The following is a 12,761-nucleotide window of genomic DNA, read 5'->3' on the forward strand; positions in this document are numbered from 1 at the left end:
GATGGATGTCAACGCGCGTGCGATCATATCGACGTGGCTCGCTTCCTGTTCGTCGTCCTGCCGGTGGAGTCCCATCTGAACGCGCCGGTCGCCATCGCCCAGGAGCTGGAGGCGGCCGGGCACGAGGTGGCCTGGGTCGGGCCGCGCAGCGACCTGCGCCCGCTGGTCGGCCCGGACGCCACGCTGTTCCCCACCGGCAAGCGCTACTACCGCTCCGACGGCGCGGCCGGGATGGCCTCGGTGCGCAGCCTCTGGGAGGGGCACGTGCTGCCCGCGAACCGGTTCATCCGCGACGTCGCCGACGCCGCCGTCGAGCGGTACCGGCCGGACGTGGTGGTGGCCGACCAGTACGCGCTGGCCGGCGCGCTCGCCGCGCACCGCCGCGGGCTGCCGTGGGCGACGTTCTGCGTCGGCATGCTGGAGCTGACACCGCCGACCGAGGAGATGCCCGAGTTCACCGGCTGGGTGGACGCCCAGGTCCGCCGCGTGTGGGCGATGACCGACCTGCCGGTGGACGAGACGATCGACCTGCGCTTCTCGCCGTACCTCGTGATCGGCCTGACCACGACGGCGCTCACCGGCCCGGCGCCGCTGCCGCCGGGCTGCGTGCTCACCGGGCCGGCGCTGGGACGGCGGCCGAACGCGCCCGCGTTCGCCTGGGAGGCGTGGGATCCCGGCCGCCGGCACGTGCTGGTCACGGTCGGCACGATGGCCGAGCACCTCGCCGCCGACTTCTACCGGCGGATGACGGCGGCGACCGCGCCGCTCGCCGACCAGGTCCAGGTGATCCTCACCGCCGGCGCCGGACTGGTGCCCGACCCGCCGCCGCACGTGCTCGTCGCGCCCCGGGTGCCGGTGCTCGAGCTGATGCCCCGGCTCGACGCCCTCGTGTCGCACGGCGGGCTGGGCACCGTGTCCGAGGCGCTGGCCCACGGTGTGCCGGTGGTGGTCGCGCCGATCCGGCACGACCATCCGGCGGTGGCGCGGCAGGTGCGCCGGGCCGGCGCCGGACTGGAGGTCTCCTTCGGCTCCGCGACCCCGGCGGAGCTGACCGCCGCGCTGAGCGCGGTGCTCGACGAACCCGCGTACCGGGCGGGAGCGCGCCGGGTGGGGGAGTCGTTCGCGGCGGCCGGCGGCGCCCGCGCGGCGGCGGCACGTATCGCCGTGTTGGCACGCACGGCTCCCGACACTGACGCATCGACCGTTGTCCAACCGTCGGGGCCGAACTAGCCTGACCTGACGCACCCGCGCCGGCGTCGCGCCGCACGAGGAGGCTCGATGATCGAGGCCACCGGCCTACGCAAGTCCTTCCGGGTCGGACGTGGCCGCGGCGCCACCACTGTCGAGGCGGTACGCGGCGTCGACTTCGCGGTCCGGCGCGGCGAGATCGTCGGATTCCTCGGCCCGAACGGCGCGGGCAAGTCCACCACGCTGCGGATGCTCGCCACGCTGATCCGGCCCAGCGGGGGAGCGGCCACCATCGCCGGGGTCGACCTGCTGCGCTCGCCCGCGCAGGTGCGGCGGCGGATCGGCTTCGTGGCGCAGGCCAGCGGCACCTACGACGACTCGACCGCCCGGCGGGACCTGGTGCTCCAGGCCCGGATGCACGGGCTGTCCAAGTCGGTGGCGCAGGAGCTGGCCGCCGGGGCGATCCGCGCGTTCCAGCTCGACGACTTCGCCGACCGCAAGATCAAGACGTACTCGGGCGGGCAGCGCCGCCGCCTCGACGTCGCGCTCGGCGTCATCCACTCGCCGCAGGTGATGTTCCTGGACGAGCCGACGGCGGGGCTCGACCCGCCCAGCCGGGTCCGGATGTGGCAGGAGGTACGGCGGCTGCGCGAGGAGGGCATGACCATCTTCCTCACCACGCACTACCTGGACGAGGCCGACAGCCTCTGCGACCGCGTCTCGATCATCGACGCCGGGCGGATCGTGGCCGAGGGCACCCCGTCGGCGCTCAAGCGCGAGATCTCCGGCGACGTGGTCGCCGTCGACTTCGCCGCCGCCGACGTCGCGGACGAGACCGGCGGCGACCTGCCGGCCGCGACGAAGCTGCTGGCCGAGGCGCCGTACGTGCACGCGGCCGAGCCGGTCGACGGCACGCTGCGGCTCTACGTCGACAGCGCCGCCACGGCCATCCCGCAGGTCATGCGGGCGCTCTACGACCGGGGCATCGAGCCCGGCGCGATCGAGGCCCGCCGGCCCAGCCTCGACGACGTGTTCCTGGCCAAGACCGGCCGGTCGCTCGCCGAGTGACCGGACGCCGAGAGGAGTACGGCGTGAAGCTCGTCCGCGACACCTGGCTGATCTTCCAGCAGGAGGCCGGCCTGATGGTGCGCAACCCGGTGATGGTGGCGTTCAGCCTGGCCCAGCCGATCACCTACCTGATCCTCTTCGCGCCGTTCCTCAAGGTGGTGATGGTCGACCGGGGTGCCTCGACCTACGCCGACGCGTACCGCATCTACGTACCCGGCCTGTTCGTGGCGATGGGCCTGTTCGGCGGCCTGTTCGCCGGTTACGGGCTGCTCAGCGCGCTGCGCGCGGGCATCATCGACAGGTGCCGGGTGACGCCGGTGAGCCGGACCGGCCTGCTGCTGGGCCGGGCGCTGATGCACGTGTGCCTCAACGTGGTGCAGGCCATGGTGGTCACGCTCGTGGCGCTGCCGTTCGGCCTGCGGGTGCACCTGGCGAACCTGCTGGTGTCGTACGCGCTGCTGTCGGTGATGGTGCTGCTGAGCACCTCGATCTCGTACGACATCGCGTTGCTGGTCCGCAACGAGAACAGCCTCGGCGTGCTGGTGAACACCGTCGGGCAGCCGGTGTCGCTGCTGGCCGGCGTGCTCATCCCGCTCGTGCTGGCGCCGATGTGGATCCAGCGGGTCGCGGTGTGGAATCCGTTCGCCTGGGCCACCGACGGCATGCGGGCGCTGTTCGCCGGCCAGATCACCCAGAGCGTGGTCTGGCAGGGCGCGCTCATCATGTCCGGGCTGGCCGCGGCGAGCCTGTTCTGGTCGTCGCGCCTGTTCAACCGCGACGTCTCCTGACCGAGCGTACATCGAGCATTGTCTCAGCGTGGCGGGCGCTCTAGCCTGATCGTGTCCCCGCCCGGCGGCCGGTACGCCGCCGGCGCGGCCGTGACGTGTGTCAGCTGAGGAGGCGACTCGTTTGGGTGCCGACAACTTCCGCGCGACGCTGGCGGCCGACATGGAGCTGGGCGCGGGCAACGTGCTGCTCCGGCTGGCCGAGCACGGCGCCGACATGGACATGCCCCGGGTGACGTTCGACGTCGACGTCGACGGCATCCCCGCCTGGACGCCGCTGTCGCTGGCCACCCTGACCGAGCGGGTCGCGGCGCGGGCGGCGTGGTTCCGGGCGCGCGGCGTCCGCCGGGCCGACCCGATCGCGGTGTACGTGACCTCGGCGCCGGACGTGTTCCTCAACTTCCTGGCGCTGACCTGGCTCGGCGCGATCCCGGCGCTGATGAACGGCAACATGCCGATCGAGCTGGCGGCCGAGTTCGTGCGGCGGCTGCGCGCCGCCGGGGTGGTGGTCGACGCCGACCACGCCGCCCTGGCCGGGCACGACCTCGGCGCGCCGGTCCTCGGCGACGCGGCGCAGACCGGCGCGGGCGACCCGGCGCAGGCCCCGCCGCACCACCGGCACCACCCGCAGGACCCGGTGGTCATCACCCACTCCTCGGGCACCACCCGGGTGCCGGCGGCGATCGTCCACTCGCACCACGGCCTGTTCGCCGCGATCCGCGCGGTCCGGCTCACCGAGTCCCGGCCGTACGGCGAGGTGCGGGAGATGTCCGCGCTGCCGGCCGCGCACGCCGCCGGCATCATCACGCTCAACCAGGCGCTCTGCAACGGCTACCAGCTGCTGTGCCTGTCCGCGCAGGGCGGCCCGTTCGCGCGCAGCGCCGAGACGATCCTCTCCGCGATCGAACGGTGGCGCCCCACCGGCGTCTTCGGCTTCGCGGTGACCTGGTCCGAGCTGGCCCGGGTCGACCTCACCACCCGCGACCTCAGCTCGGTGCGCAACTGGTTCAACACCGGAGACTGCGCGCACGAGTCGCACGTACGCCGGCTGGTCGCGGTCGGCAGCCATCCCACGTACACCCGCGACGGCATGGTGGACGCCCCCGGCTCGAAGTTCGTCGACATGCTCGGCTCCACCGAGATGGGGCACGGCGCGTTCCGGATCACCCACCGGCTGGGCAGCGACCGGTACGACCGCTGCGTCGGCAAGCCGTACCCGTTCGCCGAGATCGTGCTGCTCGACGTGGAGACCGGTGAGGAGGTCGCGCCGGGGCAGGTGGGGCACGTCGGCCTGAAGTCGCCGACGCTGGCGCTCGGGTACTGGAACGACTCGGTCACCACGTACCGCACCCGGCTGGGCGGTTACTACCTCACCGGCGACCTGATGTACCGCGACGAGGCCGGCGACTACCACCACGTCGACCGGGCCAGCGACGCGGTCGACCTGGGCGGCGGGACCTGGCTGTACACCGCGCTGTCCGAGGAGCGCGTCCTGCGGCACTGCCCGGACGTCCGTGACTGCACTGTGGTCGCGGCGGCGGCCGAGGACGGCACGACCGTCACCGACGTGCTGCTCCTGCTCGCCGAGGACGCGGATCCGGCGCGCGACCGCACCGACCGGGTCCGGGCCGCGCTGGGCCCCGCGGTGGCCGCGACGCTGCGCCGGGTGGTGACCGTCCCGGACGGCGACGTGGTCATGGGACCCACCGGCAAGGTCCGCAAGTTCCTGATGCGACAGCGCCTGCTCGCCGGAGCCGCGGCGCCCGGCGCCGGCTGAGCGGGGGAGATCGACACCTGGCGCGGCCGTGCCAGAATCTGGCCGTGTCCTACCTCCCCTCGCAGCCGTACCCGCCGATGCACGGCGTCGTCCCGCTGATCGCCTACCCGCACCCGATCGCCCCGCCGCCGGGCTGCGGAGTGCTCGTGGTCTCGGTGAACCGGGGGCCGTACATGATTCCCGCGCCGGTCACCAGCCGCTTCAAGATCGACCGCCAGCTGGTCGCGATCCCGGGCGAGGGCACGTGGCACGTCGCCGTCCCGGCCGGCGGGCACGACGTCCGCTACACCGACTTCATGGGCGTCCCGCTGATGACCACGTCGCTCATGGTCCAGCCGGGAGCCGCCCACCACCTGGTGTTCCGCTTCGGCGGTTGGCGCAACCGGGTGCACGACGGGTACGGCACCGACGTGACGCGGTTCGGCCTGTGGTCGAACTACTCGGTCGCCCTCGTCACGCTCGTCGTCGGCGGGCTGGCCTGCTGCGGCGTGTTCGGGGTGATGCTGGGCTCGACCGGGTAGCGGCGCCCGGCGCGGGCCCGGCCTTGATCCGGAAAGCCGCCGAAACTTCCGGTCACCATCGCTTACTCGGCTCGTTCAAGAGACCCCCGGCAGGGCTGCGAAAGCCTCACGCGGCAGCGCTACGCCCTATTTGTGCCACTTCGGGTTTCCACAACATTTCCGGAACTTGTTGACACGGAGAAATGAGCCTCCAATACTGTGGCCATCGGCGTATCTCGATTGACGTCGATGTCCGTCCACCGCCGTGGCGCGCAGTCGCCCGTCCCGCCGTCCACCAGCGGACGGCCACATGCGGCTCGTGCCACCCGGCTGGCCGCGCCAGCCGGTCACAGGGAGGAAACCCGTCCATGAACGACGCCCCCGTCCGCACGGGCAACCGCAGGCGCGGACGCCTCCGGATGCTCTTCGGCGGCGCCTGTGCCGTGGCGCTGATCGCCGCCGGGACGACGGCGGTCACGTCCGGCCCGGCCTACGCCGACACCACCGTCACGTCGAACTCGACCGGCACCAACAACGGCTACTTCTATTCCTTCTGGAAAGACAGTGGCAACGTCTCCATGACCATGGGCAACGGTGGTCAGTACAGCACCCAGTGGAGCAACATCAACAACTTCGTCGCCGGCAAGGGCTGGAACCCGGGCGGCCGCCGCACGGTCAGCTACTCCGGCAGCTTCAACCCGTCCGGCAACGCGTACCTGACGCTCTACGGGTGGACCCGCAACCCGCTCGTCGAGTACTACATCGTCGACAGCTGGGGCAGCTGGCGCCCGCCGGGCAGCGGCTACATGGGCTCGGTGTCCTCCGACGGCGGCACGTACGACATCTACCGCACCCAGCGGGTCAACGCCCCCTCGATCGAGGGCACGCGGACGTTCTACCAGTACTGGAGCGTCCGGCAGTCGAAGCGCGTGGGCGGCACCATCACCGCCGGCAACCACTTCGACGCCTGGTCCCGCTACGGCATGAACCTCGGTTCGCACGACTACCAGATCCTCGCCACCGAGGGCTACCAGAGCAGCGGCAACTCCAACATCACGATCGGCGGGACCAGCGGCAACCCGACCACCCCGCCGCCGAACAACGGTGGCTGCACGGTCAGTGTCAGCCGGGCCGAGGAGTGGGGCGACCGGTTCAACGTGACCTTCTCGGTCAGCGGCACCAGCAACTGGGTCGTCAGCATCCAGACCCAGGGCGGCCAGAGCCTGCAGAACAGCTGGAACGCCTCGGTCAGCGGCACCAGCGGCACGCTCACCGCGCGTCCCAACGGCAACGGCAACAACTTCGGCATCACGCTCTACAAGAACGGCAACAGCAACACGCCCACCGCGAGTTGCTCAGCCGCCTGAACCCTCTTCCGGGGAGGGGGTGCCGCGCCTGGCGCGGCACCCCCGTTTTCGTGTGCGCGGACGGCCGCGGTGGCGGCCGACACACCTGGGCAGAAACTTGATTCATTCCAAAAGACCGGGCTAAGGTCGTCGCATGACGGCCGACTTCGAGACGCAGCTCCGGGCGGTCTCGTTGCGGGTGACCCGGCCCCGGCTGGCGGTGCTCGCGGCGTTGCGCGACCACCCGCACGTCGACACCGACACCGTGATCGCGCTGGTCCGCGCGGAGCAGCCCACCGTGTCCCACCAGGCGGTCTACGATGTGCTGCGGGCCCTCACCGACGCCGGGCTGATCCGGCGCATCCAGCCGGCCGGCGCCACGGCCCGCTACGAGTCTCGGGTGGGAGACAACCACCATCACGTCGTGTGCCGTTCCTGCGGCGCCATCGCCGACGTCGAGTGTGCCGTCGGCAGCGCCCCCTGTCTCACCGCCTCCGACGACCACGGTTTCGTGGTGGACGAGGCGGAGGTCGTCTACTGGGGCGCCTGCCCCGGCTGCGCGGCCGACCGCACCGCCCAGTGATCCGCCAGTTCGGAAGGAAACAGATGAGCGACACCCAGGACAACCGGCCCGTCAGCCCGCAGGGCGTGGACGCGAAGGAGGCGGCCGGCTGCCCGGTCGCGCACGACTCCGTGACCGCGCACGGCAGCGAGAGCGAGAACCCGGCGATCGACTCGCCGACCCCGAAGACCGGCGGTCGTCCGCGCAGCAACCGTGACTGGTGGCCCAACCAGCTCGACCTGTCGGTGCTGCACGCCCACTCGGACAAGGGCAACCCGCTCGGCCCGGAGTTCAGCTACGCCCGGGAGTTCGCCAAGCTCGACGTCGAGGCGCTCAAGCGGGACATCACCGAGGTCCTCACCACCTCGCAGGACTGGTGGCCGGCCGACTTCGGCCACTACGGCGGCCTGATGATCCGGATGAGCTGGCACGCCGCGGGCACCTACCGCATCGAGGACGGCCGCGGTGGCGCCGGCGACGGCGGTCAGCGGTTCGCCCCGCTGAACAGCTGGCCGGACAACGCCAACCTGGACAAGGCCCGCCGGCTGCTCTGGCCGGTCAAGCAGAAGTACGGCCAGAAGATCTCCTGGGCCGACCTGCTGGTGCTCGCCGGCAACGTCGCGCTGGAGTCGATGGGCTTCAAGACCTTCGGCTTCGGCTTCGGCCGTGAGGACGTCTGGGAACCGGAGGAGATCTTCTGGGGCCCCGAGGACGCCTGGCTCGGCGACGAGCGCTACGCCTCCGAGAAGGAGATGGTGGCCGGCGTCGGCGCGACCGAGATGGGTCTGATCTACGTCAACCCGGAGGGCCCGCGCGGCAACGCCGACCCGCTCGCGGCGGCGCACTTCATCCGCGAGACGTTCCGCCGGATGGCGATGAACGACGAGGAGACCGTCGCGCTGATCGCCGGCGGCCACACCTTCGGCAAGACCCACGGCGCGGGCCCCGCCGACCAGCACGTCGGCCCCGAGCCGGAGGCCGCGCCGCTGGAGGCGCAGGGCCTGGGCTGGCTCAGCACGTACGGCGAGGGCAAGGGCGGCGACACGATCACCAGCGGTCTCGAGGTGACGTGGACCGACAAGCCGACGCAGTGGTCCAACCGGTTCTTCGAGATCCTCTTCGGCTACGAGTGGGAGCTGACCACCAGCCCGGGTGGCGCCAAGCAGTGGGTCGCCAAGGACGCCGAGGCGATCATCCCGGACGCCCACGACCCGTCGAAGAAGCACAAGCCGACGATGCTGACGACCGACCTGTCGCTGCGCGTCGACCCGGCGTACGAGAAGATCTCCCGCCGGTTCCTGGAGAACCCGGACGAGTTCGCGCTGGCGTTCGCCAAGGCCTGGTACAAGCTGCTGCACCGTGACATGGGCCCGGTCAGCCGCTTCCTCGGCCCGTGGGTGCCGGAGGCCCAGCTCTGGCAGGACCCGGTGCCGGCCGTCGCGCACGAGCTGGTGAACGACGCCGACGTCGCCGCGCTCAAGGCGAAGGTGCTGGAGTCCGGTCTCACCACCGCCCAGCTGGTCTCCACCGCCTGGGCCTCGGCCGCGAGCTACCGCTCCACCGACAAGCGCGGTGGCGCCAACGGCGCGCGGATCCGCCTGGAGCCGCAGCGCAACTGGGAGGTCAACCAGCCCGAGCAGCTCGCCACCGTGCTGGCCACGCTGGAGGGCATCCAGCAGGAGTTCAACGCCGCCGGCGGCGCCCAGATCTCCCTCGCCGACCTGATCGTGCTGGCCGGCTCGGCCGCTGTCGAGCAGGCGGCGCGCGACGCTGGCGTCGAGCTGACCGTGCCGTTCCACCCGGGGCGTACCGACGCCACCCAGGAGCAGACCGACGTCGAGTCGTTCCGGGTGATGGAGCCGCGCGCCGACGGGTTCCGCAACTACCTGCGGCCGGGCGAGAAGACCCAGCCGGAGGTGCTGCTCGTCGACCGGGCGTACATGCTGAACCTGACCGCGCCGGAGATGACCGTGCTGGTCGGCGGTCTGCGCGCGCTCGGCAACAACGTCGGCGGCGCGTCGCACGGCGTGCTCACCGACCGGCCCGGCGTGCTCACCAACGACTTCTTCGTCAACCTGCTCTCCCCGGGCACCCGGTGGAAGGCGTCGGAGTCCGAGGAGCACGTGTACGAGATCCGGGACCTGGCCACCGACCAGGTCAAGTGGACCGCCACCGCGGTCGACCTGATCTTCGGCTCCAACTCGCAGCTGCGGGCCCTCGCCGAGGTCTACGCCAGCGACGACGCGCGGGAGAAGTTCGTGCGTGACTTCGTCGCCGCCTGGACGAAGGTCATGGAGCTGGACCGCTTCGACCTGGCCTGATCCGCCGTCTCCGAGCGAGCCCCGGTCCGTCGCGCCGCGACGGACCGGGGCTCGTCCCGTGTCCGGCCGGTGTCGGGGATCAGCGGCGCACACCCGGCCCGCAAACGTTGGAAAATCTGCTCAGAAGTTGCGGTCGTCCCGCGAAGCGGTTTGTTTCGTCCCGAGCGTCGGGATCCCGGTCGAGTGCCGGATCGCTCGGTCCAGCGTGGATCGCCGCTGGTGGTCGGGGATATGACCCCGCTCGTGTTGCCTGCGGGTTTCGAAAACTTTGCCGCAAGCTCTTGCAAAGACTTTCATGGATGGCGCATCGTGTTCGCTACCCGGGACGGCCGCCCCACCCCCCGCTCACCCTTTCGAACCCACGGAAGAGGTCCCCCAACCATGCTTTCCGTCAGGCCACACCCCCGTGGCCGTGCCGGTCGCCTGCTGCTCGCCGCCGCGCTCGTCGCGGCGGGCGGCACGGTTGCCGTCGCGGCTGCCACCACCACCGCCGCACCCGCCCGCGCCGCCGTCGTACTCAACGACAGCGAGGTGACCGCCAACCTCTGGGAATGGAACTGGACCTCGGTCGCCGCCGCCTGCACCGACCACCTCGGACCGGCCGGCTACGGCGCGGTGCAGGTGGCACCGCCGCAGGAGTCGGTGAAGCTGCCCGCCAGCGCCGACGGCGCCTACCCGTGGTACGAGGTGTACCAGCCGGTGTCGTACAAGCTGGACAGCCGGTTCGGCAACCGCCAGCAGTTCGCCGCGATGGTCACCGCCTGCCACAACGCCGGTGTGCGCGTCTACGTCGACGCGGTGGTCAACCACATGGCCGGCACCAACAACCCGGCCGGTACGCGCGGCTACGCCGGCACCGAGTTCTCCGGCTACAGCTACCCGGCCGTGCCGTACGGCGACGGCGACTTCCACCGCCCCGGCGACAACTGCCCGACCGGCGGCGCCATCAACGACTGGAACAACGAGGCCCAGGTGACCAGCTGTGAGCTGCTGTCGCTGTCGGACCTGTACACCGAGAAGGAAGCGGTCCGGAACAAGATCGCCGCGTACCTCAACGACCTGATCGGGCTCGGCGTCGACGGCTTCCGGGTCGACGCGGTCAAGCACATCCGCAAGGACGACTTCGCGGCCATCCTCGGCAAGCTGAACAACACGGTCGTCGAGGGCCGGCGCCCGTATGTCGCGCAGGAGATCTTCGACGGGGCGAGCAACTCCGCGCTGCAGGCCCGTGCGTACATCGCCAACGGCGACGTGCTCGACTTCGCGTACGCCAAGGGCATCCGCTCGGCCTTCCAGGGCTCCATCTCGGCGCTGGCCAACGTGCCGAACTGGAACCTCGACGCGCCCGGCGCCAACGTCTTCGCCATGGTCACCAACCACGACCTGGAGCGCGACGGCGTGGTGCTGTCGTACAAGAACGGCACCGACTACGTGCTGGCCAACTACTTCGCGCTGGCCTACCCGCACGGCAAGCCGTCGGTCTACGACAGCTTCACCTGGTCCAACCGCAACCAGTCCCCGCCGCACGACGGCACCGGACGGGTCACCGACACGGTCTGCGGCGCCGCCTGGACCTGCCTGAGCCGCACCACCGGCGTCAAGGGCATGGTCGGCTGGGCCAACACCGCCCGCCCGGTGAAGACCGTCTCGGACTTCACCACGGTGAACAGCAACGTGATCGGCTTCCACCGGGGCGACCGGGCGTGGATCGGCATCAACGACTCCGGCTCCGCCACCACCGCCACCTTCACCACCGGGCTCGCCGACGGCCGGTACTGCGACGTCATCTCCGGCGTCGCCACCGGCAGCGGCTGCACCGGCTCCACGGTGACCGTGTCCGGCGGCCGGGCCACCGTGACCCTCCCGGCCAACGACGCGGTCGCGATCCACATGAACGCCCGGCCGGGCGCGAGCCCGTCCCCGTCGGCCTCCCCGACCGTGTCGCCCACCGTGTCGCCCTCGCCGACCGTGTCCCCCACGGTGAGCCCGGGTGACCGGATCGCCACCACGTTCACCGTCACCGCGAACCTGGCCGCCGGGCAGGACGTCCGCGTCGTCGGCAGCATCCCCGCGCTCGGGTCGTGGACGCCCGCGAGCGGCGTCAAGCTCACCGCGCAGGGCGGCGGCGTCTACCGTGCCACCGTCGACCTGCCCCGGTCCACCGCGGTGGAGTACAAGTTCGTCAAGCTGACCGCCGCCGGCGCGGTCACCTGGGAGTCCGGCGCCAACCGGACGCTCACCACGCCGGCCACCGGCACGTACGCGGTGACCGAGACGTTCCGCGGTGACACCGTCTCCACGGCTGTGGCCACCACGTTCTCCGTCACCGCGACCACCGCCTACGGGCAGAACGTGTTCGTCGTCGGCAACATACCGGCGCTCGGCGGCTGGAACCCGGCCGCCGCCGTCGCGCTCTCCTCGGCCGCGTACCCGGTCTGGCGGGCCACCGTCGACCTGCCCGCGAACACCGCTGTCGAGTACAAGTACGTCAAGAAGAACCCGGACGGGACGGTGACCTGGGAGTCCGGCGCGAACCGGACGCTCACCACGCCGGCCGGCGGCACCCGGGCCGTCACCGACACCTGGCGCTGACGATCGTGCGGCCCGTCCCCCTCACCCCTGGGGACGGGCCGCATCCGCGCCGGTCAGACCGCCGCGAACGACCAGACCTGGGCCGGGTTGCCGAACCCGGTGCAGCGGTAGATCTGGACCGTCGCGCCGTCGGCGTCCGATCCACTCCGCACGTCCATGCACCGGCCACCGACCTGCGACTTGATCTGGTGCACCCCCGCGAACGAGTTCGGGTCGACCGTCCACTTCATGCTCGACGTGCCGGTGCAGGCCCACTGCTGCAACGGCGTGCCGTCGGCGTTCACCCCGTTGCGGACGTCCACGCACATGCCGCTGAACTGGTTGACGAACGTGTAGGTGTCCCTGCCCACCGGCGACCAGCGCTGCACGGCCTGGCCGTCACAGGTGCGCTGCACGACCCGGCCGCCGAGCGACGACGGGGCGCCGGACCGGTCCACCTCCAGGCACTTGCCGCTGCCGTAGTTGACGATGGCGTAGTGGCCGCTGGCGGCCTGTGCCGGCGGGCCGTACGCCACCCCGAACCCGGCGGCGAGCAGTCCCGCCGCCAGCACCCCGGCCGCTCTCTTCCCGATCATGGTGTCTCCCCTCGGAGTCGTGTCGTCGTCCCGGATCCGCCGGTGGT

General features: G+C 71.5%; 10 protein-coding genes. 9 read left to right on the top strand and 1 reads right to left on the bottom strand.

The genetic code is table 11. The features are described from left to right. The first annotated feature begins 33 nt into the window (after window positions 1-33). From O7542_RS07505 to O7542_RS07545, 9 genes are all read left to right on the top strand, one after another. Window positions 34-1,230, top strand: a complete 1,197-nt coding sequence (locus O7542_RS07505) for a glycosyltransferase (RefSeq protein WP_281605936.1) — start codon at window positions 34-36, stop codon at window positions 1,228-1,230. 48 nt (window positions 1,231-1,278) lie between these two features. Beyond that, on the top strand, window positions 1,279-2,256 hold the full coding sequence (locus O7542_RS07510) for an ATP-binding cassette domain-containing protein (RefSeq protein WP_210882509.1): 978 nt from the start codon (window positions 1,279-1,281) through the stop codon (window positions 2,254-2,256). Between the two features lie 23 nt (window positions 2,257-2,279). Beyond that, window positions 2,280-3,044 carry an ABC transporter permease gene (locus tag O7542_RS07515; RefSeq protein ID WP_030499122.1) on the top strand — a complete coding sequence of 255 codons (765 nt, stop codon included), beginning with the start codon at window positions 2,280-2,282 and terminating at the stop codon, window positions 3,042-3,044. 160 nt (window positions 3,045-3,204) lie between these two features. Next, complete coding sequence (locus O7542_RS07520; RefSeq protein ID WP_281606453.1) at window positions 3,205-4,818, top strand: class I adenylate-forming enzyme family protein; 1,614 nt, start codon at window positions 3,205-3,207, stop codon at window positions 4,816-4,818. A gap of 44 nt (window positions 4,819-4,862) precedes the next feature. Then, entirely contained in the window at window positions 4,863-5,339 is a 477-nt protein-coding gene (locus tag O7542_RS07525; RefSeq protein ID WP_274478785.1) for a hypothetical protein, read from the top strand. A gap of 347 nt (window positions 5,340-5,686) precedes the next feature. Then, window positions 5,687-6,685, top strand: a complete 999-nt coding sequence (locus tag O7542_RS07530; protein WP_064445607.1) for a glycoside hydrolase family 11 protein — start codon at window positions 5,687-5,689, stop codon at window positions 6,683-6,685. Window positions 6,686-6,818: 133 nt separating this feature from the next. Beyond that, the gene (locus tag O7542_RS07535; protein WP_030499126.1) at window positions 6,819-7,247 is read left to right on the top strand and encodes a Fur family transcriptional regulator; all 429 of its coding nucleotides are present in this window, start codon (window positions 6,819-6,821) and stop codon (window positions 7,245-7,247) included. A 23-nt stretch (window positions 7,248-7,270) separates the two neighbouring features. Next, complete coding sequence (gene katG / locus O7542_RS07540; protein ID WP_113972965.1) at window positions 7,271-9,547, top strand: catalase/peroxidase HPI; 2,277 nt, start codon at window positions 7,271-7,273, stop codon at window positions 9,545-9,547. Between the two features lie 381 nt (window positions 9,548-9,928). Then, window positions 9,929-12,139 carry a carbohydrate-binding module family 20 domain-containing protein gene (locus O7542_RS07545; RefSeq protein ID WP_043323282.1) on the top strand — a complete coding sequence of 737 codons (2,211 nt, stop codon included), beginning with the start codon at window positions 9,929-9,931 and terminating at the stop codon, window positions 12,137-12,139. A gap of 53 nt (window positions 12,140-12,192) precedes the next feature. On the opposite strand, the gene O7542_RS07550 is transcribed toward O7542_RS07545, so the two are convergent. After that, window positions 12,193-12,714 carry an RICIN domain-containing protein gene (locus O7542_RS07550; RefSeq protein WP_043323284.1) on the bottom strand — a complete coding sequence of 174 codons (522 nt, stop codon included), beginning with the start codon at window positions 12,712-12,714 and terminating at the stop codon, window positions 12,193-12,195. Window positions 12,715-12,761: the final 47 nt, after the last annotated feature.

It is taken from the genome of Micromonospora sp. WMMC264, assembly GCF_027497275.1.
GTDB lineage: Bacteria > Actinomycetota > Actinomycetes > Mycobacteriales > Micromonosporaceae > Micromonospora > Micromonospora chalcea.

Coding starts and splice junctions, on each gene's coding strand:
- O7542_RS07510 (WP_210882509.1), top strand. CDS start 1,279: ATGATCGAGGCCACCGGCCTACGCAAGTCCTTCCGGGTCGGACGTGGC.
- O7542_RS07520 (WP_281606453.1), top strand. CDS start 3,205: ATGGAGCTGGGCGCGGGCAACGTGCTGCTCCGGCTGGCCGAGCACGGC.
- O7542_RS07530 (WP_064445607.1), top strand. CDS start 5,687: ATGAACGACGCCCCCGTCCGCACGGGCAACCGCAGGCGCGGACGCCTC.
- O7542_RS07535 (WP_030499126.1), top strand. CDS start 6,819: ATGACGGCCGACTTCGAGACGCAGCTCCGGGCGGTCTCGTTGCGGGTG.
- katG (WP_113972965.1), top strand. CDS start 7,271: ATGAGCGACACCCAGGACAACCGGCCCGTCAGCCCGCAGGGCGTGGAC.
- O7542_RS07545 (WP_043323282.1), top strand. CDS start 9,929: ATGCTTTCCGTCAGGCCACACCCCCGTGGCCGTGCCGGTCGCCTGCTG.
- O7542_RS07550 (WP_043323284.1), bottom strand. CDS start 12,714: ATGATCGGGAAGAGAGCGGCCGGGGTGCTGGCGGCGGGACTGCTCGCC.